The sequence below is a fragment of the Micromonospora sp. NPDC049107 genome (genome assembly GCF_040648595.1).
Taxonomy (GTDB): Bacteria; Actinomycetota; Actinomycetes; order Mycobacteriales; family Micromonosporaceae; genus Micromonospora.
On sequence record NZ_JBEZEC010000001.1, the window covers coordinates 333465 to 356777 of the forward strand.

Annotated in this window: 21 protein-coding genes; 7 read left to right on the plus strand and 14 right to left on the minus strand. The window is 70.9% G+C overall.

Translation table 11 applies throughout. The features are described 5' to 3' along the window. Positions 1–12: 12 nt before the first annotated feature. The 9 genes from AB0B55_RS01355 to AB0B55_RS01395 form a co-directional block, all read right to left on the minus strand. A complete protein-coding gene (locus tag AB0B55_RS01355; protein ID WP_357169328.1) occupies positions 13–1203 on the minus strand; it encodes a HAMP domain-containing sensor histidine kinase in 1191 nt (396 codons plus the stop codon). A gap of 4 nt (positions 1204–1207) precedes the next feature. After that, positions 1208–1876, minus strand: coding sequence for a response regulator transcription factor (locus AB0B55_RS01360; RefSeq protein ID WP_357133068.1), 669 nt, complete (start codon positions 1874–1876; stop codon positions 1208–1210). Positions 1877–1922: 46 nt separating this feature from the next. Further along, on the minus strand, positions 1923–3725 hold the full coding sequence (locus AB0B55_RS01365; RefSeq protein WP_357169331.1) for a glycoside hydrolase family 15 protein: 1803 nt from the start codon (positions 3723–3725) through the stop codon (positions 1923–1925). A 28-nt stretch (positions 3726–3753) separates the two neighbouring features. Beyond that, on the minus strand, positions 3754–4230 hold the full coding sequence (locus AB0B55_RS01370; RefSeq protein ID WP_357133072.1) for a hypothetical protein: 477 nt from the start codon (positions 4228–4230) through the stop codon (positions 3754–3756). A 227-nt stretch (positions 4231–4457) separates the two neighbouring features. Further along, positions 4458–6365: a DUF2075 domain-containing protein gene (locus AB0B55_RS01375; protein WP_357169334.1), complete on the minus strand. Its 1908-nt coding sequence runs from the start codon at positions 6363–6365 to the stop codon at positions 4458–4460. Between the two features lie 140 nt (positions 6366–6505). Then, positions 6506–6841, minus strand: a complete 336-nt coding sequence (locus tag AB0B55_RS01380) for a nucleotide pyrophosphohydrolase (protein WP_357169337.1) — start codon at positions 6839–6841, stop codon at positions 6506–6508. Positions 6842–6908: 67 nt separating this feature from the next. Further along, entirely contained in the window at positions 6909–7412 is a 504-nt protein-coding gene (locus AB0B55_RS01385; RefSeq protein ID WP_357169340.1) for a hypothetical protein, read from the minus strand. A 268-nt stretch (positions 7413–7680) separates the two neighbouring features. Next, the gene (locus AB0B55_RS01390) at positions 7681–7884 is read right to left on the minus strand and encodes a DUF397 domain-containing protein (RefSeq protein ID WP_357169343.1); all 204 of its coding nucleotides are present in this window, start codon (positions 7882–7884) and stop codon (positions 7681–7683) included. Beyond that, entirely contained in the window at positions 7877–8764 is an 888-nt protein-coding gene (locus tag AB0B55_RS01395; RefSeq protein ID WP_357169346.1) for a helix-turn-helix transcriptional regulator, read from the minus strand. The genes AB0B55_RS01390 and AB0B55_RS01395 overlap by 8 nt, the downstream gene beginning before the upstream one ends. 230 nt (positions 8765–8994) lie before the next feature. Here AB0B55_RS01395 and AB0B55_RS01400 point away from each other — a divergent pair, with 230 nt between their 5' ends. Both AB0B55_RS01400 and AB0B55_RS01405 read left to right on the plus strand, forming a co-directional pair. Then, complete coding sequence (locus AB0B55_RS01400) at positions 8995–9297, plus strand: DivIVA domain-containing protein (protein ID WP_357133138.1); 303 nt, start codon at positions 8995–8997, stop codon at positions 9295–9297. Then, positions 9294–9545: a hypothetical protein gene (locus AB0B55_RS01405; protein ID WP_357133140.1), complete on the plus strand. Its 252-nt coding sequence runs from the start codon at positions 9294–9296 to the stop codon at positions 9543–9545. The genes AB0B55_RS01400 and AB0B55_RS01405 overlap by 4 nt, the downstream gene beginning before the upstream one ends. 45 nt (positions 9546–9590) lie before the next feature. On the opposite strand, the gene AB0B55_RS01410 is transcribed toward AB0B55_RS01405, so the two are convergent. The 5 genes from AB0B55_RS01410 to AB0B55_RS01430 all read right to left on the minus strand — a co-directional run bounded on the left by AB0B55_RS01410 (position 9591) and on the right by AB0B55_RS01430 (position 12321). Beyond that, positions 9591–9848: a hypothetical protein gene (locus tag AB0B55_RS01410; protein WP_357133142.1), complete on the minus strand. Its 258-nt coding sequence runs from the start codon at positions 9846–9848 to the stop codon at positions 9591–9593. Between the two features lie 176 nt (positions 9849–10024). Next, on the minus strand, positions 10025–10348 hold the full coding sequence (locus AB0B55_RS01415; protein WP_357169349.1) for a hypothetical protein: 324 nt from the start codon (positions 10346–10348) through the stop codon (positions 10025–10027). Beyond that, the gene (locus AB0B55_RS01420) at positions 10345–11400 is read right to left on the minus strand and encodes a WXG100 family type VII secretion target (RefSeq protein WP_357169352.1); all 1056 of its coding nucleotides are present in this window, start codon (positions 11398–11400) and stop codon (positions 10345–10347) included. The genes AB0B55_RS01415 and AB0B55_RS01420 overlap by 4 nt, the downstream gene beginning before the upstream one ends. A 134-nt stretch (positions 11401–11534) precedes the next feature. Next, positions 11535–11855, minus strand: coding sequence for a type VII secretion target (locus AB0B55_RS01425; RefSeq protein ID WP_357169355.1), 321 nt, complete (start codon positions 11853–11855; stop codon positions 11535–11537). Next, on the minus strand, positions 11842–12321 hold the full coding sequence (locus AB0B55_RS01430; RefSeq protein ID WP_357169358.1) for a YbaB/EbfC family DNA-binding protein: 480 nt from the start codon (positions 12319–12321) through the stop codon (positions 11842–11844). The genes AB0B55_RS01425 and AB0B55_RS01430 overlap by 14 nt, the downstream gene beginning before the upstream one ends. Before the next feature lie 58 nt (positions 12322–12379). On the opposite strand from AB0B55_RS01430, the gene nhaA reads away from it, so the two are divergent. The 5 genes from nhaA to AB0B55_RS01455 all read left to right on the plus strand — a co-directional run bounded on the left by nhaA (position 12380) and on the right by AB0B55_RS01455 (position 23304). Beyond that, positions 12380–14311, plus strand: a complete 1932-nt coding sequence (gene nhaA, locus AB0B55_RS01435; protein ID WP_357169361.1) for a Na+/H+ antiporter NhaA — start codon at positions 12380–12382, stop codon at positions 14309–14311. A gap of 63 nt (positions 14312–14374) precedes the next feature. Beyond that, the gene (locus tag AB0B55_RS01440) at positions 14375–15361 is read left to right on the plus strand and encodes a LuxR C-terminal-related transcriptional regulator (RefSeq protein WP_357133154.1); all 987 of its coding nucleotides are present in this window, start codon (positions 14375–14377) and stop codon (positions 15359–15361) included. A 112-nt stretch (positions 15362–15473) separates the two neighbouring features. Next, the gene (locus tag AB0B55_RS01445) at positions 15474–17258 is read left to right on the plus strand and encodes an alpha/beta hydrolase (protein WP_357169364.1); all 1785 of its coding nucleotides are present in this window, start codon (positions 15474–15476) and stop codon (positions 17256–17258) included. A gap of 149 nt (positions 17259–17407) precedes the next feature. Next, positions 17408–21442 (plus strand): discoidin domain-containing protein, encoded by a 4035-nt coding sequence (locus tag AB0B55_RS01450; protein ID WP_357169367.1) that lies wholly within the window; start codon positions 17408–17410, stop codon positions 21440–21442. 71 nt (positions 21443–21513) lie between these two features. Further along, on the plus strand, positions 21514–23304 hold the full coding sequence (locus AB0B55_RS01455) for a gamma-glutamyltransferase family protein (RefSeq protein WP_357169370.1): 1791 nt from the start codon (positions 21514–21516) through the stop codon (positions 23302–23304). Positions 23305–23313 lie beyond the last annotated feature (9 nt).

The following is a 23313-nucleotide window of genomic DNA, read 5'->3' on the forward strand; positions in this document are numbered from 1 at the left end:
GCACCCGACAGGTCAGGCCAGGGGTAGCAGCAGCGTGAACGTGGCGCCCCGGCCGTGGGCGCCGGTCACCTCGAGCGAGCCCCGGTGCGCCTGCGCCACCTGCTGCGCCAGCGCGAGGCCCAACCCGAACCGACGACCCGTCCCGGCGGTGCCATGCGCGAAGCGTTCGAAGAGTCGATCCGCCTCCGCCGGGTCCAGGCCGACCCCGTCATCGACGACCTCGGCGGCGACGCACCCCGGTCGGTGACGCACCCGCACCCGCACGTGCCCGCCCGCGCTCACGTGGCCCAGAGCGTTGTCCACCAGAGCGGTCAGCGCCCGCCGCAGGGCCACGTGAGCGCCCCGCACCGGCGCCGTCGCCTCGACCTCGACGCGCAGCTCGACGTCCCGTTCCCGCGCGTACGCCGACATGCTCGCCACCACCTCACGAGCCACCTCGGCCAGGTCGACGACGGTGTCCGGGGGCGGCTTCTGCTCGGCCGCAGCCGACACCAGCAGATCGTCGACGACCTCACCGAGCGCCCGGGTGTCCGCGACAAGCTGGTCGAGTTGGTCGGTGAGCTGCTCCACCGGTTGGGCCCGGGCGCGACGGGCGATCATCTGCGCCCGGGTGTGCAGCACGGTGAGCGGGGTGCGCAGCTCGTGCGAGGCGTCGGCGACGAAGCGGCGTTGCAGGGTCAGCGCGGTGGCCAGGGGAGCGACGGCTCGGCGGGCGAGCAGAGCGGCGGCCGCCAACGCTCCGGCCAGACCGGCCAGTTCGGCGACGAGCAGCGCGACGCCGAGCTGCCCCTGCCGCTCGCGCAGGGGCGCGAGGTCGGCGGCGACCGCCCAGCGGCTGCCGTCGGGCCGATGAGCGACCAGCACACGGACCGGGTGGTCGTCGCCCGCGTCGGTGTCGAACCGCCCCGGTTGCCGCCGCAGCGCGTCGTCGAGAACGCGCACCAGTTCCGGCGACGCGCTCGGGGTCACCTCGACCGCGTCGGTCCCGGCTGTCCGTTGGGCGAGGACCTGGCCGGGCGGTGGGTCGTCCACGTCCTCGGCCATGGCGAGTACCTGACCCAGCTCGGAATTCAGCGCCCGGGACTCCTGGCGGCTGGTGAGGACGAACATCAACGCGCCGACCAGCAGCAGCACGACGCCGATCGCCCCCGCGGTCTGGGCCACGCTGCGTCGACGCGCACGAGTCAGCCGGGCCTCGTTCACGCTGTCAGCCCGTACCCATGCGGTAGCCGAGCCCGTGGACCGTACGGATCGCGCCCCGACCGAGCTTGCGGCGCAGGTGATGGACGCAGGCGTCGACGCTGCCGGGGGCGTCGGCATGGGTGAAGGCGGTGCTGAGCAGCTCCGCCCGGGTGAAGACCTTCAGGGGCCGGCCGGCGAGCGCCCGCAGCACGGCGAACTCGCGGGCGGACAACGGGATCTCCTGACCGTCGTCGAACACCCGCCGGTTACCCACGTCCAACCAGCGCCGTGGACCCAGTGGCAGTCGGCTCGCCACGTCCTGGTGGCGGCGGCGCAGTGCGCGCAGCCGGGCCAGCAGCTCCGGTACCTCAAACGGCTTGACCAGGTAGTCCTCCGCGCCGGCGTCGAGCCCTTCCACCCGGTCGTCGAGGGCGCCGCGGGCGGTGAGCATCAGCACCGGGGCGGTCACACCGCGTCCGCGCAGCGCGGTGACCAGGCCGAGGCCATCCAGCACCGGCAACCCCCGGTCGATGACCATGAGCTGGTAGTCGCGGGCCAACGCCTGGTGCAGGCCGCTCTGCCCGTCAGCGGCCAGGTCGACCTCGTACCCCTCGTCGGTGAGTAGGTCGGTGAGCAGCGCGGTCAGCGCACGGTCGTCCTCGACCAGCAGCAGGCGGGGGCGGGCACTCTCCACCGGCCCAGTATCACGGGGTGCGGGGGCGTTGGCCGTGCAACTCCCCTCAGACCGGGCCGGGATCACCAACGGGGGCGTCGCGGATGGCGAGCGCGGCCTGGACGAGCGCGGCGTGGGTCAGCGTCTGGGGGTAGTTGCCGAGGTGGGCGCCCGTCGCCGGGTCCACCTCTTCGGCGTACAGGCCGAGGGGACTCGCGTGGTCGACCATGGCCTCGAACAGCTCGACGGCCTCGCGCCGACGCCCGGTGCGGGCCAGGGCCTGCACGAGCCAGAACGAGCAGGGCAGGAACGCGCCCTCGGTGCCGGGGAGGCCGTCCCGCCCAGGCGGGTAGCGGTAGAGCAGTGGACCGCCGGCCGACAGCCGGTCCCCGATGGCGTCGATGGTGCCGCGTATCCGCGGTGAGCCGGTCCGGTCGATACCGAGCAGCGGCAGGACGAGCAGAGCCGCGTCGAGGTCCCGGGAGCCGTACGTGCGAACGTAGCTGCCCGTCGTCGGGTCGAAGCCACGCGTCCGGACCTCGGCGGCGATGGCGTCCCGGGATCGCTGCCAGCGTCGACGTTGACCGTCCGGCAGGGGATGCGTGTCGGCGATGGCCAGGGCACGGTCCAGGGCGAGCCAGCCCATGAGCTTGGAATGGACGTGTTGGGCGGGCTCGCGTACCTCCCAGATACCGGCATCGGGCTCCGGCCAACATCGGGAGACCACGTCGGCGAAACCGCGCACCGCCCGCCACGTCTCGGCATGGAGGCGGTGTCCGGCCTGAGCGAACGCCCAGGCGGCGTCGATCACCCAGCCGTAGCCGTCGAGCTGGTGCTGGCCGGCGGCGGCATTGCCCACGCGTACCGGCCGGCTGTCGAGGTAGCCGGGCCATGAGGGGAGTTCCCGTTCCGCTGGTACGCGCCGGCCGTGCAGGGTGAGCAGCGCCGGCAGGCGTGGTCGTTGCAGCCGGCTGGCGTGCAACAGCCAGGCGAGGAAGCCCTGTGCCTCGTCGGCCTTGCCGACGCTGAGGAAGGCGCTGACACCGATGCTGGCGTCCCGGGGCCAGACGTAGCGGTAGTCCCAGTTGCGTACCCCACCCGGGTCCTCGGGCAGGGACGTGGTGGGCGCGGCCACCGGCGCGCCCGAGGGCGAGTAGGTGAGCAGCCGCATGGTGAGCAGACTTCGTACGACGTGCTCCCGGAAGGGCACCCGCTCGTCGATCTCCGCGGTCCAGGCGCGCCAGCGGGCCTCGTCCGCGACGAGCAGGTCCCAGGCGGCCGTCGGCTCGACGTGGACGATCGGCTCACGGTGGGCCACGGCCAGCACGAGGGTGACCGGACGACCCGGCCGGACCGTGAGGGGAGTGGGTCGGCCCGGTTCGATCCGGAACGAGGGCGTGCTGTCCAGCGCGACCGCCAGCGCACCCCACTCACACACCAGGGTCTGACGCCGGTGCTGGACGCGGGGCCGGCGGTGCCGGACGCCCAGGCGGGGATCGAACTCCACCACCGCGTCGACCGCCGCCCCCTCGGCCGACAGCCGGCGCACGACCAGCGTCGTGGGCAGCAGGCGACCGCTGACCTCGGCCACCATCGCCTCGGTGAGGCAGAGCCGGCCGCCGCCCACCGCCCAGGTGGTCTCCAGGGTGGCGGTGTGCGGCCGGTACCGCCGTTCGAGGACCGTGGCCGACCGCGCCGGGCCGATCCGGAACGTTCCGGCGTCCGGGCCTCCGACCAGCCTGCCGAACAGGGGCTCACCGTCGAAGCGCGGCACGCAGAGCCAGTCCATCGCGCCGTCACTGGCGACCAGGGCGGCGGTACGCGTGTCGCCGAGCAGCCCGTAGTCACTGATCGGTCGCTCACCGGTCACGGCGATCGCTCCCGCGACGAGCGCCGGGTCACCGGGCCTGCAGGAGTACCCCGAGAGCGACCCCGTAGACGACGTGGACGACGGCCGTGACCAGGGGAGTCTGGACGCCGTAGTTGAGGGCGAACAGCCCGGGTGGCTCCAACACCGCCGTGCTGGCCGGTCCCGCCCGCTGCGACGCCATGCGGGGGTGGACACCAGGAAGCAGCGGCAGCAGCACCGTCAGGGCGATGCTGACGTGCACGATCCCGAGCAGCGCTCCGATCCACCAGGTGGCGCGGTACAACAGCGCGAACGTGCCCGCGTACCCGAGGGCGAACCCCTGACCGGCGCACAGGTGCAGGAAGAACCCGACGACCCGAGCCCGGTCGGGATCGGCGGTGACGAAGGTCCCGAGCACCAGAGGAAGATCGAGCCGGGTGAGGCCGGCCAGTTGAGCGGTGATCATCGCCGCGGTGAGCGCCGCGGTGGCGACCAACCCGAACAACGCCCATCCGGCCCAGTCCATCTCAGCAGTCGTCGACGTCGCGGGCGTGCTCAGTCATCGGTCCACCCTTCGGCTGAAACGGCGCGCGAGCTGCGACCGGACGCTCACCCACCAGGCGTCCGGTTTATCACCATAAGCCACTGGAGCTGTCGCGCTGGCCTGCTCGCCCAGACGTCTCCTGACGAGTTCGACCGCCGAGCGGCGAATCCTTTTCGTGCGTGTCCGGGCTGCCGCGAGTCCACCCGTGGTCAGCCGAGGTCGTCTCCGACCGCCGTCTCGTAGACCGTCTCGACTGGCCGGACCACCTTGACCATCGAGGCGAGGTACTCCCGCGTCTCGTGATCGGTCGAGTAGACGATCGTGCCCTTCATTCCACGGGTGAGGAGGACTTTGTAGGTGTTGCGAATCAGCAGGTCCGCTTCGGTGTCACTGACCGACTTGCGACTGCGAAACGCTGGATCCTTCGACTCCTCGCGTCGGGTCACCAGCTGACCGTCCCTGGCTACCAGGTCCGGCCCGATGATGACACCGGACCAGTCGTACTCGAAGCCCTGCGCCGTGTAGACGCAACCCACCTGGCCGAACCCGTTCGGGTCGGTGGCCCAGAACGCGCTGCCCGGCGCGTCTCCGACGCTGCGGTCGCTCTTGACGTTCCACGGCCGCGACCACGCGCCGATCTGGACGTCGGACACCAGGCTGTCGTCCGGACGCGGATCGCTCCACGGCCAGCAGTACCCGGCGGACATCCTGGCAGTGACCCCGGACGCCTGTTTGCGGGCGAGGAAGGCTTCCATCTCCTCCGGCGACTCGGCGAGACGCAGGTCGACCCTGCCGTCGCCGGTCCAGACCGACGGCTCATCGCCGCCGAGGCCGAGCAGGTCGACAACCCATTGCTCGTACGTCTCGCTGCCTCCGCAGCGGAACTGGCTGTGGAGCGACACGACTTCGATTTCCAGGTCGAGCTGCCTCGCGTGGGACGAGATGACCTCGACATTGCCGAGCTCACCCGGCTTCACGACCTGGTGCTCGTCGAGCAGGAACACCGGCACCCGGGCGGCGGCGATCAGTTCGTCGATCTGTGGACGAGACTTCTCCCGCTTGGCCTTCGGCGTGAACCTGTTGACAGAGGTCTCGCGGATGCGGTGCGCCTCGTCGCAGATCAGCACGTCCAGCCCGTTGCGTTCGGCGGACATGAAGCTGTTGAAGTAGCCGAAAAGGTTTTTCAGCCGGGTCGACCCCTTGCCGGCGTACCGGCGCAAGGTCTGGGTGAACGACCGCGAGCCCGTCGCGTGCATGACGGAGCGGTTCTGGCGCGCCAACTCACCGAGCACCGACAGCGCGATCACGCTCTTGCCGCTGCCCGGTCCACCGGCGACGACCACTACCGACTTGCGGTCCGCCGATCGTGCCCGCTCAACGGCGTGTAAGACCAACTCGTACGCCACACGCTGCTCATCCAGCAGGGTGAAGTGTGATCGGTCCTTCAGCTCCTGCGCGGCATACCTGAGGAGATGGCGGCTGGGTCGTACCGCGCTGGTCAGGAAACGGTCGGCGGCGCCTGCGCCTGATGCCGGAGCCAGGCGGCTGCGCAGGTAGTCGAGGAACTGGCCACGCCGCTGCTTCGTGAAGATGCGGCTCTGCTCGGTCACCGGGCGGTCGAACAGGTCACTGATGTCGCGGTCGACCGCATTGTGTAGGTACGCGACACCGTGTACCGGGTGGGGACGCCCGGCGAGGACGCCGAGGAAATCCGTGAGGTATTCGCAGTACTGCTCGACCTGGACTCCGGGATGCAGCCGCGGGCCATGCGCGTGTTCGATCGCCACGAGGGTGTCGGAACCCTCGTAGGACTCGGCGTAGGACCACTGCTTCAGCTCAACGACCACGTAGGAGTCGTCGGACGTCCTCGGATCCACACCGGCGAGCACCACGTCGACCCGCTTGCTGGTCAGCGGTAGCTGGTACTCGACAAGCATCTCGACTTGGCCCAGCCCTGCGTCGGTCAGATCCTGACCCAGCACCTCAAGGCTTTGCGACCAGGAACGGCGTTCCGCCGGGCTCACGTTGCGGCCGATCTGCTCGACGATCCGGTCCGCGATTGTGCCGCTGCCGACCAGCCGCAGCAGACCATCGGCGGACGTACGGAACGCTGACAACACTTGCCCCCGGGCAGCACGAAGTGATCGTGCGCATGGGGGGCGTGTCCGGCAGCCGCCGGAAGCCCGTCGTGACGCGCTCCTACGTGATGGACTGTAGCGAAGAGATCAACTCAGCGCCATGGTGGTGCTGCCTGCGGTTACCGCTTCGCCGCCGACCCGCGAGCCTGGTCGATCGGGTAGCGACGAGCCACTTCCTCGAGCTTGCTCGAAGCCGCCTCGACCAAGTCGATGCCGAGGACGTCGGCGAGCCGGGTCAGATAGATCATGACGTCGCCGATCTCGGCTTTGACCCGCGCTCCCGCCTCCTGGTCGGTCATGACGGCTGCGGCCTGTTCAGGTGTGAGCCACTGGAATTCAGCGATCAATTCGCCGACCTCACCGGCGAGCGCCATAGCTAGGTTCTTCGGCGTGTGAAACTGCTGCCAGTCGCGCTCCTCGGCGAACGCCCGTACATGACTCGTCAGGTCCTTCATGGTGGGCAGCATCGCAGAAGTCCCGGTTGGTATGCGATGCCGACACCAATGGCGCGATGCTCGCCGGTCACAACGAGACGACGACCGGTTGGACCTGGACGTTCTTGGTCAGCTGCTCAGGCGAGGGGACAGGCGTGCTGATGTTGACAGACAGGTTGTAGCCGTAGATGGCCACTCCGTCGAGGTGGTTCGCGCCCGGCCAGTCCGACTCCAGGCGGACCGCCATCCGAGTGGGAAAGTTGGTCACCTTCTCGGCGCACGACCGGATCAGGACCACGCTCGGGGTGGCGGTCAGGTGGGTTGCCAGGATCCGGGCCAGCTTCTTGTAGGTCCACCCCCAGTCCTTGGCACCTGCCTCGGCGTCACCGATCTCCTCGTCGTTGCCGTGGGCGCGGATGCACAGCGGCTCCCCTGCCTGCACCCCAGCCAGGTAGGTGGCCAACTGCCGATCCGCCTCGGCCTGCGTGAGTCCGGCGTCGATGGGCAGAAGTGCACCCCATGCGGCGGCGCCCGATTCGGCCCCTTCCGATTGACGGCGGGTATTCGGGTCCTGGGTCGCCACGATGAACATGACATGCACCTCCGGGCTCGCTGCCTTATTGGACGGACGAGAGGAGGTTAGCCCGGTGGGCGAAGAAGCACGCTGTCGTCTATCCGGCCCGAATTCCCGAGGTCGCATGTTCGACAAGTATTCGCCGACTTTTTGGACAGCCGTGACTAATCGCGATCCTCGATCCGCAATTCCCGCAGAGGCAATTGGCATGGGACCGGTCCCGATGGCGACAATCAGTGGCTCTGCACCGCGACGGTCATTAGCGCCGGCGCGTCTGCATCTGAGTTCAGCGGATCAGCGCGTTCTCACGGGTGCTGCCGACGAAGGCGGACCAAGCGGTTGGGTGGAAGGTGAGAGCCGGTCCGGCCGGATCCTTGGAGTCGCGGACGGCGACGATGTCGGGGATGTTGGTGGCGACCTCGACGCAGTTGCCGCCGTTGTCGCCGCTGCGGGTGCTCTTGTGCCAGATAGCGTCGGTCAGGTCAGTCATGCCGCATCTCCCCGATGATCTGCTTGATCATGTCCCTTGAGTCTGCCTGATCGAGTGCGAGTGCATCCAGACCCTTCCAGACGTCTTCATAGGCCCGCAGCTCGTCGGGCTTGTCCAGGTAGAGCGCCCCGGTCAGTGACTCGCTGTAGACGACCGACGGTTCCGGGACGGCCCGGCCGCCCTTCGTGGCCGGGAAGTCCAGCAGCACGAAGGAGCCTGCGACCGCACCGGGCTGTGGCCCTGCCGCGAGCGGCGCAATGCGGACGGAGACGTTCGGCAGCTCCGATGCTTCGAGCAAGCGAGCGAGCTGTTCAGCCATCACGGCAGGGCCGCCCACGACACGACGAAGCACCGCTTCGGAGAGAACGGCGTCCAGACGCGGCGGCTGTGGAAGTCGGCGCGTGAGCAGACTCTGACGTTTCAGCCGCACCTCTACCGCCCGCTCGCGCTCCTCAATGCTCAGCCGGCTCGTGGGCCGGAAGAGGCCGAGCGCGTAGGCGCGGGTCTGGAGGAGCCCGGGGATCAAGTTCTCGCCATACTCACGGAGGTGGGCGGCGGCGGATTCCAGGCCGACGTACAGCTCGAACCAGTTCGGCACCGCATCGCCGTGCGCGTGCCACCAGCCCTTCGACTTCGTCTCGGCGGCCAGTCCGCGCATCGCCTCGGTCATCTCGGACGACACCCCGTACAGCTCGCACATCGCCTTGACGTCGAGCACCCGCACCGAGCCCTGGCCGCATTCGAGACGCCAGATCTTTTGCCGGCTGTATTCGAGCGCTTCGGCGGCGGCATCGAGTGTCACCCCGGCCTCGTTGCGGAACTGGCGTAGCAGCCGGCCGAGTTGCCGGCGCGGCACGGTCGATCCAATGTCGTCGGGCATCCGCACACTCCCTGGTTCCAACACGCAACACTGCGTTACCTGTTCCTGCAACTCCTACGGGTTTCAGCAAAGAAAGTCAATGCACAACGGGGAAATCGCGGTATTGAACGTTGCATTTCCGATGCGGACTGTCGCAGGCTGATCACAGCACGGCGGCCGGCCGGTCCCCCCGAACGGCCGCCGTGCTCCCCGAACACCCTCGCCCCTCCGCGTCAGGAAGGCAGGCAGACATGAACGCCAGAAACGAGCGACCCAGAGCGGCGAGCGGTGGTGGGACCGATCGCTCCGGCGCGTACACCGGTCTCTTGCCGTGGCAGGTGCGTGAGCGCCGCTTCACGCCGGCCGGGCTCGGACGTCGCGGTCTGAACCCCGACGACGTGTACGCCTTCCTTGACCGGGTCGCCGCCGACATGGCCGCCGTCTACGCCGCTCTCGCCGAAAGTCGCCGCGAGACCGTCCGGATCAAGGCCGGGCTGCGTCGCTGGCAGACTGATCAGGCCCGTGCCCGCAACGAGCGGGACGAGGCCCAGTGAGCCAGCGGTACGTCATCCACCTGCCCGTCGTCGCCACCGACCTGCCCGCCGCGCAACGCCTGGCTCGGGTCATCGGTCGATGGATGCTGGTGCTGCCGATGGCCGACCCGGGGGAGATCACCGTCTCGGAGGAGGATCAGCAGTTCCTGCGCCACCGGGTCTTCTGCGACCTGCGGCTGCCCGGCGGCCGGCGCTGCCTCCTGCGCGACGGCCACGACGGCGAATGCTCCCGCCGCCTACGCAGATGAGGGGAGCCGCCGCCGGCCGAGCGGGGCCGGCGGCGGAACCAACGCTCAGTACGTGAAGGTCCAGAGGAAGTAGAACCCGGGTGCGTTGGGACCGTACTGGCGGTACTCGCAGTAGTACCAGCTCCACTGGCCGGTGCGGGCACCCTCGCTGCCGTAGCTGTTGCAGAACTGTCCATCGGAGTAGACGCCGCGGAGTGTGCCGCCCTGCGGGTCGGCTGCCGCCGCGGCGGCGCCGGTTCCGACGAGTCCACCGATTGCGAGCGTCGCCGCCACCGCCAGCGTCGCCCATCTGCGTCCGCGCATGGAGTCTCCTTCCGTCACCGTCCACAGTGCACGTGCTCCGCGCCGAGTCGAGACCGGGACATCGAAGTTGGTGAGTGTAAGGCTATCCGCCGACGCGGCCTCTGGAGTACGGGCCGAACGGGTAGTGCAGGAGTGTGCCGACTCCGGACCGGGTGGCGACCGGGTCGACGGTGGCGTCAGGGGAACCCGGCTGAGTAGGTCGCGTCCACGAGCTCCTGGAGATGGCGGATGACGTCGACCTTGTGCTCGGTCTCGGGCAGTTGCCGTTCGCCGGTGGTCACCAGGTCGTTCCGCCAATGGCTGACCATTTCCAGCTGTGCTGCCGGGGGCAGGTCGTCGACCCACAACGATCCGAGGTTGTTGTCGACGATTTCCTGCAAGCGGTCAGCGGTCTGCCGGTCGGAGAGACGGGCAATCAAGAACTCCAGCGTCCAGTCGAACAGCCCTCCCGATGAAGTCCAGTCGACGCCGGGTTTCAGCACGATAAGGCCAGCCATCATTTCCCCACGATGAATACTCGCGGACCGAGGTTTCGATCCGCGATGAACTGTTCGATCCGGGCAACCTGCTCCGGGATGAACTGCGACACGTCCACCGGCACCAGGTCAGCTTTGTCCAAGTGTCGTTCGATCTGATACTGCAGCTGGGGCCACTGACGGTCAAAGAACTGCGCCGGGAAGTTGCCCACCGCATCGTAGGTCCGTCCGGACTCGTCCACCCAGTCGGCAGAGGAGGCCGGGGAAGCGCGATGGAGTATCACGCACATCTCCTGCTCTAGCCGGACCGCTGTCTCTGCCTCGCCCGGACGGAACCTCCCGGTCGCCGGATCCATGCCGAGATCGTGGATCCGCTGCTGCTCCGTCACCGCAGGCTTTGGCGGCTCGCGGGGCGGCTCAGGTTCGGGCGTGTTCCGACTCGGTGGCGATTCTGCTTTCCCCAGTCGTCCCAGCGCCTGCTTGAGCTTGTCGATGAGGTCGCCGAGCCGGCGTACCTCCGGGATCAACCGTCGCAGGCTGGCCAGCAGTGCACGAAGCATCCGCGCGATCCGCGCCCCCCACGACGCCACAAGCGTCGTCACCTGTTCCACCACCAGCGGTGTGGCGAGTCCGCCGGTGAAGACGAGTTCGCCCGCGTACGTGATGAGGCGGGAGACGCAGGTGGCGATCGCGTCGCGGACCAGGAGCCGGACGGCGGCGACCAGGCCGGCGGCGCCTTCGGTGATGGCGGCCATGGTGTCGGCGCCTTGGGCGAGGCCGGTGATGGCCTGGTGTTGTTCGGCGGTCCAGGCGCGGTAGGCGGGGCCGGCGCTGCCGCCCCAGCCGGCGACGTCGTCGCGGACGGCGCGGGTCAGCTCGGCTGCGTCCTCGCGGAGCGAGGTGGCGACGTTGCGCCAGGTCTGGGCGTGTGCGGTGATCTGCGCCGGGTCGCCGGCGAGCCAGTCGAGCGCCTCGCTGAGCGGCTTGACGTGTTCGATGAGCCAGGCGATTCCGTACTGGAGCAGGGCGCCGACCGGGTCGGAGACGAAGGCGAGCGCGTCGAGGCCGGCGCTCACGACGCCGAGGCTGCCGTCGATCCAACTGCCGCTGCGGATGCCCTGCGCGATGAGTTCGATGTCCTCGCAGATCCACACTCCCGCCCAGGCGCTGGGCGGGGTGTCCGCTGCGGCGGCGACGAGCGGGTTGGACGTCACGGGCGTTGCCGCACCCCGTCGAGCAGGTGCTTGGCGTGGGCGTCGGAGCGTCGGTAGCGGTCGGCGCTGGTCCGCAGCTTTCCGGCGGTGTCCCGCACCGAGCCCGCGGCGACGCCGATGCCGTCGACCAGGGTCCGCTGGAGGCCGTCGAGCAGTGTCGGCATCAGTGCGCAGAGCTGCCCGTACGCGTCGGTGCCCAACCGGACGTGCTGGCCTGCCTGTTGGGCGGTGTCGAGGCTGCCGGCGCAGCGATCGAGGCGCGCGGCGTGGGCGGTCAGGTCGTCGGGGTCGACCTGGATGCCGTCACCGCGGGGCATCGTTCGGCCCCGGATCGTGGCGCAGCCGACTGCGGTAGGAGTCGATGATGGCCCGCGCGCCCGCGTTGTCGCCGAGGGACTCCGTGGTTACTTCGGTGACCTGCCGCAGCAGGTCGGAGCGGGCGGCTCTCGTGGTGTGCACGATCTGCTCGGCGGTGCGTGCCGCGGGTTGGTGCCGGGTGCGCTCGTCGAGCCGCAGGTCGATCAGCAGGCCCGCCGAGTCGACGGTGACCAGGACCGTCCGATCGGGGGTGTGGGCGGTGCCGGTCAGCTCCCGCATCCGCGTCGACAGCGTCTTGGCCCGTTCCGCCCGTTCGGCGAGCGACGACTCCCACTCGTCGAGCCGGCGCTCCGCCGCGTCGAGCGCGGCGTCGTCCGCCCACATGCTGACCCTCCCCAGGGGACCACGGCCGGCCACCGCCAGCGAGATCACCGGTACGCTACCAACCAGTCGCGTTCCGTGCATGCCCGAGACGATCGCGAATCCGCGCCGGGAGTCGGTCAGGCCGAGGAAGATTGCCTCCGTGACGAGCGACAACGCGCACCGGGGGTGGTCCGCCCGGACGGCCTGGCAGGGGCGGATCAACGCCCCGCTGCGCGCGTTCCTGCGCACCGAGACGGGCGGCGCGCGGGTGGTGCTGCTCGCCGCCGTGGTGGCCCTGGCCTGGGCCAACCTGCACCCGTCGTCGTACGAGTCGGTGTGGCGCACCAGCCTGTCGGTCCGGCTCGGCGACTGGCCCGTCTCGCACGACCTGCGTACCTGGGTCAACAGCGGCCTCATGACGTTCTTCTTCCTGGTCGCCGGCCTGGAGTTGCGCCGCGAGTTCGACATCGGTGAGCTGCGTGAGCGGCGTCGGCTGTGGTTGCCGATGCTGGCCGGGTTCGGCGGCATGCTGCTGCCGATCGGGATCTACCTGGCGATCAACGCCGGACGGTCGACCGCCGTGGGCTGGGGTGCGGTGATGGCCACGGACACGGCCCTCGCGCTCGGCGCGCTGGCCGTCTTCGGGCCGCGTTTCTCGGACCGGCTGCGGGCCTTCCTGCTGACGGTCGCGGTCGTCGACGACCTGGTGGCGATCGCGGTGCTGGCGGTCGCCTACCCGTCGCACTCCTCGCCGAGGGCGCTGCTCGTCGCGGCTCTGATCTTCGCCGTGGTGCTGCTCCTGCGGGTCTGGAAGATCCGGCACGGGTGGTTCTACACGCTGCTCGGGGTGGCGGCCTGGCTCGCGGTGTCGGAGTCCGGCGTCGACCCGGTCGTGGTGGGCCTGCTGATGGGGCTGCTGACCTACGCGTACGACCCGGGCCGCAAGGACCTGCAGTGGGCGAGCGACCAGTTCCGCCTCTTCCGGGAGCAGCCCACCCCCAAGCTCGCCCGGATGGCCCAGGCCGGGCTCACCGCCGCGCTGTCACCGAACGAACGACTACAGAGCCTCTACCACCCGTGGGCGAGCTACGTGATCGTGCCGCTGTTCGCGCTGGCGAACGCCGGGATCGTCATCGACGGCGAGCTGCTGGGCCGGGCCGTGACCTCACCGGTGACGCTCGGCGTGGTGGCGGCGTACGTCGTCGGTAAGCCGGTCGGCATCGTGATCACCTCGTGGTTGGTGACCCGGCTCAGCGGCGAGCGGTTCCGGCCGCCGGTCGGCTGGGTCGCCGTGGTGGGGGTCGGCACGGTCTCCGGTATCGGGTTCACCGTGGCGCTCCTGATCGCCAACCACGCCCTGCACGGCCCGGCGCTGGACGAGGCGAAGCTCGGCATCCTCGTCGCGACGGTGGGCGCGTCCGTCCTCACCTGGCTGCTGTTCCGGATCGTCGCCCGGCTCTCGCCGACCCGCCGCGCCCGTGCGCTGCTCGGCATGGCCATGGGCATCGTCGACCTGAAACTTCCGGTGGATCCGGAGCGCGACCACCTGCGCGGGTCGCTCGACGCGCCGGTGACGGTGGTGGAGTACGGCGACTTCGAGTGCCCCTACTGCGGGCAGGCCGAGCCGGCGGTCCGGGAGCTGCTGGCCGACTTCGCCAACGTCCGGTACGTCTGGCGGCACCTGCCGCTCACCGACGTCCACCCGCACGCGCAGGTCGCCGCCGAGGCCGCCGAGGCGGCGGGCGACCAGGGCGCGTTCTGGGAGATGCACGACCTGCTGCTCGCCCACCAGGACGCGCTCAACCCCGCCGACCTGCTGCGGTACGCCGAGCAGCTCGGCCTGGATCTCGATGAGTTCCGGGAGCACATGGTCAAGCGGATGGGCGTCGACCGGATCGCCGAGGACGTCGAGTCGGCGGACCTCAGCGGCGTCACCGGCACGCCGACCTTCTTCGTCAACGGCCAGCGCCACCATGGGGCGTACGACATCGCCGCGCTCACGGCGGCGGTGAAGTCGGCGTTCACGAGCGCACGGCTGCAACCCGAGTACCGTCGCGAGCCCGGCCAGGGCGGGGACGCGGCCCCGGAATGATCGCAATAAATGCCCTCCGACCTGCGTGAACCGTCGACATCGACGCGCTCTACGATCGCCGGCATGCGGATCGGTCCCCCCGCCGTGACGCCCGCCCTGGACGTGGAATCGCTCCCGCTCACGGCGGACGCCGTGGACGTCTACCAAAATCTCCTGCGGGTGGCGCCGGTGGCGCAGCGGACCTTCCTGACCACCGCCTCGCCACGGGCCACGCGCGCGCTCGCCGGCCTGCTGAGCAGCGGCGCCGTGCACCGCGACGACGCCGGCGTGCTGCACGTCCGGCCACCGCGTACCGCCCTGGAGAACTGGGCCGCGCTGCGGGAGATGGAGGCCGCCCGGGCGCGCGCCGCCGCCGAGACGCTCTCCGGGCTCTACACCGCCGTGCACGGAGCGGGCGCCGCGTTCGTCGAGGTCATCGAGGGCAAGGACGCCGTCCGCGAGCTGTTCCGCCAGTTGCAGGCCGGCGCCCACGCCGAGGTGCGCGGTCTGGAACGCGGGCCGTACCTGCGCGACACCACCCGCGTGCCGGAGGAGGTGCAGTACGACGCGCTGCGGCGCGGGCGGCGGTACCGCTGCGTGTACGAGGGCGAGCTGCTGCACGACGAGGCGATGCTGGCGGCCGTGCGCGCCACGGTCGCCGCCGGTGAGCAGGCGCGCGTCTTTCCCGAGCTGCCCCTGAAGATGATGCTCGCCGACGCCGAGCGTGCTCTGGTCGTCCTGCCCCGGGCCAGCGGTGACGAGGCCGACGCGGTGCTGGTGCACCGCTCCCGGTTGTTGGAGGGGCTGTCCGAGCTGTTCGAGGTGTTCTGGCGGCTCGGAGCGCCGATCCACGCCACCGCCGACACCGCCGAACCGGACGCCGAGCCGACGGTGGCCACCCAGCGGCTGCTCGCGCTGCTCACCGCCGGCCTGACCGACGAGGCGATCGCCCGTGACCTGGGTGTCAGCAACCGTACGGTGCACCGTCGGGTCAGCCGCCTCCAGGAGTTGCTGGGCGCGCGCAGCCGGTTCCAACTCGGCGTGCAGGCCACCCGCCGCGGCTGGTTGTAACTGGCCGGATCCTGCCATGACCGGTCTTCGTCACGGCGGGACGGCGGCGGCGAAACACTCCTGGGCCAGGGTGAAGTCCGTTCGATCAATCGCTGTCTGAGAGGACGGGACGATGCCCCATCCCACGACCGGGTCGCGCCACCCACGCCGCGTGCGCCGGCCGGCCGCCCTGCTCGCCGTGACCCTGGTCGCGGCGGCCCTGACCAGCGGCGCGGCCGGCACCGCCGCCAACGCGGCCACGGCCACCGAGCCGGACACCGCCGCCCTGGCCGCGTCCCTGGCCACCCAGCGGCTCGCCTGGGAGCCGTGCGGGCTGACCGAGGTCAGCCCCGAGGACGAGGCGCAGCTACGCCTGTCCTGCGCGACGGTCACCGTGCCGCGCGACTGGCACCACCCGCGCGACGGAGAGACGATCCAGGTCCGGATCAGTCGCACCGCCGCGTCCGGCCCCGACCGGGCGGGCATCCTGCTGGTCAACCCGGGTGGCCCCGGCGGCAGCGGCCTGTCGCTGGCGCCGTACGTGGCGCGGTCCGCGCCCGCCCTCGCCGAGCGGTACGACGTGATCGGCTTCGACCCGCGCGGGGTGGGGCAGAGCACCCCGCTGCTCTGCACGGTGACCTACCGCGACACCGACAACACCAACGACCTGATCACCCAGGCCAACGTGCGCGGGTGCCGCAGCACCGAGCTGACGAAGTACATCACCACCGAGCAGACCACGTACGACATGGACTTCATCCGGGTGCTGCTGGGCGAGCGCAAGCTCAACTACCTCGGCTACTCGTACGGCACCTGGCTGGGCACCTGGTACGCGGCGACGTTCGGCAGCCGGACGGGCCGGATGGTGCTCGACTCGGTGGCGGCGGTCGGCTCGCCGACGCTGCAGGAGACCTGGGACCTGCAACCGTTCACCCGGGACCGGGCGTTCCAGGAGCAGTTGCTGCCGTACATGGCCCGCCACGACGACCTGTACGGCCGGGGCAGCGACCCGATGAAGATCCGGGAGATGTTCGAGCGGGCCGGCGGCACCCGCGTCGGCATGGGACCGTTCATGTTCGGCTGGTTCATCCTCGGCGCGCTCTACGACACCCAGAACTATCCGACGGCCGCGGCGGCGGTGAACACCGTCATCCAGTACTACGAGGAGTGGAACGGCTGGACGCCCGAGCAGATCCTCAGCGCCGCGACCGCGAAGCTGCTCGCCGCGCCGGGCATCACGGCCGACGGCCGGGCGTACATCGAGCAGTCCCGCGTCGCCGCCCAGGCGACGCTGAAGACCCAGGGTGACCGGTCCCTGCTGGCCCAGGGCACGGACGAGTACACGTACGACATCGACTACGTCTTCGAGGTGATCCGCTGCCAGGACGGGCAGTGGAACGACAGCGTCGCGCACTGGAACGCGTTCAGCCGACGCCTCACCCGGGACGCGCCGCTGGTCGCCCCGTACCTGCAGAACCCGCCGGCGTGCGCGTACTGGCCGACCAGCAACCGGATGCCGAAGTTCGACCGCAGGACGTTCCCGAAGGTGCTGATGCTCCAGGACGAGCTCGACGTGGCGACCGCGTACGAGGGCGCGCTGGCGGCCTCGAAGAAGCTCCCCGGCGCGTCGATGATCAGCGTCGACAACGAGGGCAGCCACGGTGTCTTCCCGTACTACACCCCGTGCGTGGACGACCCGGTCTACGCCTACCTGCTGGACGGTCGGCTGCCCGCCGAGACGTACACGGGCTGCCAGGCGGTGCCGCTGCCGGGCGAGAACGCGGTGTTCGAGGTGGGCGGCAAGCTGACCGGCAAGGGGACGGTGCGGACCCGTCTGATCACCGACGACATGCGGGCCGCCAACCGGATGCTCAAGCGGATGCTGCGCACCGAGCCGGGACCGTCGTACCCGGAGTGACGCTCCTCGGGGAGCGGGCGGCGACCTGACGCCCGCTCCCCAGTGGATAGGACACCGCCTCTTGACTCCCGGGAAACATCGGGCCACCATCTGACAACGTTTTCACATACCCCCGTCCCTTCTGACAACGTTGCCACCCTGGAGGCGCAATGTCCGAGCCATCGCCCGTTTCGCGGCGTGCCTTCCTCTCCGCCGGAGCGACGCTGCTGGCGTCGGTCGGGGTGACCGCCGTCCTGCCGGACGCGGTCGCTGCCGCCGCCGCGCCGTCGGCCGGCGGCCCGTCGACCACCACTGACCTGGCCAGATATCGGCCGGTGGCGGTCTCCTCGACCGACTACGCGCCGACGCCCGCCGCGTTCGCCGTGGACGGCCTGCCCCAGGTCGGAGTCCGGGGCAGCGGATGGCGGGCCGCGAACGGCGATCCGCAGTGGATCTCGGTGGACCTCCAGGCACCGTGCCGCGTCGAGGTCGTCACCCTGGTCTTCGAGGCGACCCTCGCCGACGGGCCGTTCGACGGCAACTACACCGACACCGACGGCGACGAGATCCTCTCCAGCGCCGCGACGGCGTACCGCATCGAGGTCTCCACCGACGGCCGCGACTGGCGGTCGGTGTACGAGACCACCGACGGCCAGGGCGGCGTACAGGCCATCAAGCTCCCAGAGCCGGTCACCGCGCGTTGGGTCCGGATGACGGTCACCAAACGGTCGAACACCAATCCGGTCGGCCTGAACGGCTTCCAGGTCTACGGCGTCGCTCTGGCACCTCGCCCGAAGGCGGACGGCTGGACGAGCTGGGAGGGCGGCAACACCGGCCGGCCGCCCGAGCTGACGGTGGCCCCGAACGGCACGGTCGCGCTGGAATCCGGCTGGTCGTTGACGATGGACGACTTCGCGGGCACCACCGACGGGGCCGAGTTGTCCCGGGCCGGTGTCGACGTCGGCTCGTGGCTGCCGGCCACCGTGCCCGGCACCGTCCTGGGCACCCTCGTCGAGCAGGGCCACCTGCCCGACCCGGTCGCCGGCTTCAACAACCTGCGCATCCCCGAGGCGCTGTCGCGGCACACCTGGTGGTACCGGCGGGCGCTGCGGTTGCCGCGCGGCCTGGACACCTCCGCCGGCCGCCGGATCTGGCTGGAGTTCGACGGCATCAACCACGAGGCCACCGTCTGGGTGAACGGCGTGCAGGTCGGCAGCGTCAAGCACCCGTTCGCTCGGGCCGCCTTCGACATCACCGACGCCCTCGCGGGCCACCGCGACCACGTCCTGGCCGTCCGGGTGACCCCGATGCCGCACGTCGGCACCCCCGGAGACAAGGGCCCCGACGGCCGTACCTTCCTCCAGTCCGCCCACCACTACCTCGACGCGCCGACCTACCTGGCGGTGTCCGGCTGGGACTGGATGCCCGCCGTCCGGGACCGCGTCACCGGGCTGTGGGACCACGTGCGGCTGCGCAGCACGGGCGCCGTGGTCGTCGGTGACCCGCACGTCGAGACCACGCTGCCGAAACTGCCCGACACCGGCACGGCCGAGGTGACCATCCGGGTGCCCGTGCGCAACGCCACGGCCACCGCGACCACCGTCACCGTGCGCGCGGAGTTCGACAAGGTACGCGTCGAGTCGACGGTGACCATCGCCGCCCACACCTCCACGACGGTCACCTTCGCGCCCGAGCGTTTCCGGGCGCTGCGCCTCGCCAAGCCCCGGCTGTGGTGGCCAAACGGCTACGGCGAGCCGCACCTCTACGACCTGACGCTCACCGCCACCGTCGGGCGCGCGGTCAGCGACCGGCGTGAGCTGCGCTTCGGTGTCCGGGAGTTCGGCTACGACTGGCACCAGCCCGTGGTGATCTCCCCACCCGGCCAGCCGCCGCTGGACTTCGTCGACGGGGCCGCCACGCAGACCGTCACGTTCGACCGGCAGCACGCCCGGCACGTGCGTATCCAGGCGGGTCAGCGCGCCACCGGCTGGGGCATCTCGATGTACGCGCTGTCGGTGGCCGACGGCTCGGGCCCGGACCTCGCGCTGCGCCGCGACGCGACCGCCTCGTCGGCGGAGAACGACAGCAACGTGCCCGCCAAGGCGGTCGACGGTGACATGTCGACCCGCTGGGCCTCGCAGGCCGAGGACGACCAGTGGATCCAGGTCGACCTCGGCGCCGCCGTCGACTTCGACCGGGTCACCATCGTCTGGGAGCAGGCGTACGCCCTGGACTACCGCGTCCAGGTCTCCGCCGACGGGCAGGAGTGGACGGACGTCACGTCGGTCAGCAACGACACCCCGCTGGGCAGCCGCGCCACCCAGGTCGAGACGTTCGCCAGCCGGACCGCCCGGCACCTGCGCGTCCGGACCGGCGCGCGGGTGACCTCGTGGGGCGTCTCGATGTGGGGGCTGTCGGTGCAACGGCAGGCCGAGCCGAACGTCGACCTAGCGCTGCACCGGACGGCGACCGCGTCGTCGTCCGACGGCGACTCCAACGGGCCGGACCGGGCCGTCGACGGCAACCCTCGTACCCGGTGGTCGTCGGCGTTCGAGGACAACCAGTGGATCGCCGTCGACCTCGGTGCTCCGGTCGCCTTCGACCAGGTGACGATCGTCTGGGAGCAGGCGTACGCCCGCGACTTCGTGATCCAGGTGTCCGACGACGGGCAGTCGTGGACCGACGTCAAGGCGGTCAGCAACAAGATCACCGAGCTGAAGATCAGCGTTAACGGCGTGCCGGTGTTCGTCCGGGGCGGCAACTGGGGCTGGGACGAGCTGCTGCGCCGGGTGCTGCCGGACCGGCTGGCCGACACGGTCGAGATGCACCGCGACATGAACTTCACCATGATCCGTAACTGGCTGGGCAGCAGCAACCGGGAGGAGCTGTACCGGGCCTGCGACGAGCAGGGCATCCTGGTCTGGAACGACTTCTGGCAGGCCGGCGGCTTCCTGCCAAACCCGCCCGGCTACGTCGACATCGCCGCCGACACGATCCGGCGGTTCCGGCACCACCCGAGCATCGTCGTCTGGTGCGGCGCGAACGAGGGCGACCCGCCGCCGATCGTCGACGCCGGCCTCAAGCAGGCCGTTGCCACCGAGCACCCGGAGATTCTGTACATCCCCAACTCCGCCAGCGGCATCGTGAGCGGACGCGGACCGTACGGCTGGGTCGACCCGACCACCTACACCGACGCGACGATCTACGAGGCCGACTCGTTCGGCTTCCACACCGAGATCGGCATGCCCGTCGTGTCGGTGGCCGAGAGCATGCGCAACCTGGTGGGCGACGCTCCCGAGTGGCCGATCGGCGAGGTGTGGAACTACCACGACTGGTCGACCATCGGTAACCAGCGCGTCGGCACGTACCAGGACGCGATCGACACGCGGCTCGGCGCGTCCGGCTCGCTCGACGAGTTCGCCGCCCGGGCGCAGTTCGTCAACTACGAGAGCCACCGGGCCATGTTCGAGGCGTGGAACGCCAACCTGTGGCGGGACGCCACCGGCCTGCTGCTGTGGATGTCGCACCCGGCGTGGCACAGCACGGTCTGGCAGACGTACGACTACGACCTGGACGTCAACGGCGCCTACTTCGGTGCCCGCAAGGGGTGCGAGCCGGTGCACGTCCAGGCCGACCCGGGCACCTGGCAGGCGCGGGTAATCAACCACACCACGGCCGCGCTCACCGGTGTGACGGTCACCGCCCGCCGGTACGACCTCAACGGCCGGTCGTTGGGCGCCGCGCAGCGTCAGCGGGTGGACGTGGCGCGCTCGTCGACGACGCCCGCGTTCGCCGTGGCGTCGGCGGACGGCGGTGGGCTGCACCTGGTCCGGTTGGAGCTGCGCGACGGCCGGGACCGGCTGCTCGCGGAGAACACCTACTGGCGCTACGACAAGGCCGAGCAGATGCGGGCGCTCACCACCCTGGCGGGCGCGCGACTGTCGACGTCGACGAGCACCGCACGCGTCGTGGACGGCCGGAACACGGTCACCACGACGGTCCGCAACCAGGGCCGTACGGTCGCCGCCATGGTCCGGCTCGCCGTGCGCGACGAGCACGGGAAGCGGATCCTTCCGGCCCGCTACGACGACAACTATTTCTGGCTGCTGCCTGGGGAGACGCGTCAGGTGCGGATCTCCTGGCCGGCCCGGCCGGGCCTGCCCCGCAAGGCCACCGTGACCGCCCAGGCGTACAACGCGGCCTAGCATGTGGCGCGGGAAGGCGGCTCCGCGAGGGGTCGCCTCCCCGTGTCACCGGCCCCCAGTGAGGTGTTGTCATGTCGTTCACCACCCGACCGACCCTGCAGGGCACCTTCGGCATGGTGTCGTCGACGCACTGGCTCGCCAGCCAGTCGGCGATGGGAATCCTCGAACGCGGCGGCAACGCGTTCGACGCCGCGGTGACCGCCGGGTTCGTCCTGCACGTCGTCGAACCCCACCTCAACGGCCCGGCCGGTGAGGTGCCGGCGATCGTCGCCACCGCCCGGGATCCGCGCCCGACGGTGCTGTGCGGGCAAGGCCCCGCGCCGGCCGGCGCGACGATCGCCCACTTCCGGTCGCTCGGCCTGGACCTCGTCCCGGGCGCCGGCCCGCTCGCGGCGGCCGTGCCCGGCGCGGTGGACGCGTGGCTCCTGCTGCTGCGCGACCATGGCACGCTGTCCCTCGCCGACGTCCTGGAACCGGCGATCGGCTACGCCGCCGCCGGCCACCCCCTGGTGGGCGCGGTCGGCGCGACGGTGGCGGCCGTGCGATCGCTGTTCGAGGAGCACTGGCCCACCTCCGCCCAGCTCTGGCTGCGCGGCGGCCGGCCGCCGGTCGCGGGGGAGCGGTTCGCCAACCCGGTGTACGCGCGCACGCTGCGCCGACTCGTCGAGGCGGGGCAGACGGCCGGCGGGGACCGGGAGGCGCAGATCGAGGCGGCCCGCCGAGCCTGGGGCACGGGCTTCGTGGCCGAGGCGATCGACGCGTTCAGCCGGCGGCCGTTCCGCGACTCCAGCGGACGCGCACACGCCGGGCTGGTCACCGGCGACGACCTGGCCGCGTTCTCGGCGACCTGGGAGACGCCGACCACCCTCGACTGGCAGGGCTGGACGGTCGCCAAGACCGGCTTCTGGGGCCAAGGCCCGGTGCTGCTGCAGACCCTCGCCGTGCTCGACGCGCTCGACGACGACGGCGCGTACGACACGGCCACCGCCGCCGGCATCCACGCCCAGGCCGAGGCGTTGACGCTCGCGTTCGCCGACCGCGAGGCGTGGTACGGCGACAGCGCCGACGTGCCCGCCCCGGCGCTGCTCGACCCGGCGTACGCCCGGGACCGGGCGGCTCTGATCGGTGACCGCGCGTCGGGCGAGCTGCGACCCGGAAGCCCCGACGGTGCGCAGCCGCGCCTGCCGGACCACCTCCGGTCGGGCGTCACCCACCGGGTCGACGTGCCGGACCCCACCACGGGCGAGCCGACCGTACGGTCCGACGGGGTCACCCGGGGCGACACCTGCCACGTCGACGTCGTCGACAGGTGGGGCAACATGATCTCCGCGACGCCGAGCGGTGGCTGGTTGCAGAGTTCACCCACGATCCCCGAGCTCGGGTTCCCGCTGGGCAGCCGGTTGCAGATGTGCTGGCTCCAGGAGGGACTGCCCGCGTCGCTCGCCCCGGGCCGCCGGCCACGCACCACGCTCAGCCCGACCCTGGTGCTCCGCGACGGGCAGCCCGTCCTGGCGTGCGGCACACCCGGCGGCGACCAGCAGGACCAGTGGCAGCTGCCCTTCCTGCTGCGCCACCTCGTCGGCGGTCAGCACCTCCAGCAGGCCATCGACGCGCCCGCCTGGCACAGCCTCGGCGTGCCGTCGTCGTTCTATCCCCGCGACCGCGAGCCCGGCGTGCTGCTGGTGGAGGACCGGCTCGACGCCGCCGTGGTGACGGCCCTGCGGGCGTACGGGCACGAGGTGCGGCTCGCCGACGCGTGGAGCCTCGGTCGGCTCTGCGCCGTGTCCCGGGACCCGGCCACCGGCGTGCTCGCCGCGGGCGCGAACCCGAGGGGCATGCAGGGCTACGCCTGCGGCCGGTAGGAGCCGCCG

Bases quoted from the DNA above. Each gene is read 5' to 3' on its own strand.
- AB0B55_RS01370 (WP_357133072.1), bottom strand. From the start codon at position 4,230: ATGGACTGGGCCGGATGGGCGTTGTTCGGGTTGGTCGCCACCGCGGCG.
- AB0B55_RS01380 (WP_357169337.1), bottom strand. From the start codon at position 6,841: ATGAAGGACCTGACGAGTCATGTACGGGCGTTCGCCGAGGAGCGCGAC.
- AB0B55_RS01385 (WP_357169340.1), bottom strand. From the start codon at position 7,412: ATGTTCATCGTGGCGACCCAGGACCCGAATACCCGCCGTCAATCGGAA.
- AB0B55_RS01390 (WP_357169343.1), bottom strand. From the start codon at position 7,884: ATGACTGACCTGACCGACGCTATCTGGCACAAGAGCACCCGCAGCGGC.
- AB0B55_RS01395 (WP_357169346.1), bottom strand. From the start codon at position 8,764: ATGCCCGACGACATTGGATCGACCGTGCCGCGCCGGCAACTCGGCCGG.
- AB0B55_RS01400 (WP_357133138.1), top strand. From the start codon at position 8,995: ATGAACGCCAGAAACGAGCGACCCAGAGCGGCGAGCGGTGGTGGGACC.
- AB0B55_RS01410 (WP_357133142.1), bottom strand. From the start codon at position 9,848: ATGCGCGGACGCAGATGGGCGACGCTGGCGGTGGCGGCGACGCTCGCA.
- AB0B55_RS01415 (WP_357169349.1), bottom strand. From the start codon at position 10,348: ATGATGGCTGGCCTTATCGTGCTGAAACCCGGCGTCGACTGGACTTCA.
- AB0B55_RS01425 (WP_357169355.1), bottom strand. From the start codon at position 11,855: ATGCCCCGCGGTGACGGCATCCAGGTCGACCCCGACGACCTGACCGCC.
- AB0B55_RS01430 (WP_357169358.1), bottom strand. From the start codon at position 12,321: ATGCACGGAACGCGACTGGTTGGTAGCGTACCGGTGATCTCGCTGGCG.
- AB0B55_RS01440 (WP_357133154.1), top strand. From the start codon at position 14,375: ATGCGGATCGGTCCCCCCGCCGTGACGCCCGCCCTGGACGTGGAATCG.
- AB0B55_RS01445 (WP_357169364.1), top strand. From the start codon at position 15,474: ATGCCCCATCCCACGACCGGGTCGCGCCACCCACGCCGCGTGCGCCGG.
- AB0B55_RS01450 (WP_357169367.1), top strand. From the start codon at position 17,408: ATGTCCGAGCCATCGCCCGTTTCGCGGCGTGCCTTCCTCTCCGCCGGA.
- AB0B55_RS01455 (WP_357169370.1), top strand. From the start codon at position 21,514: ATGTCGTTCACCACCCGACCGACCCTGCAGGGCACCTTCGGCATGGTG.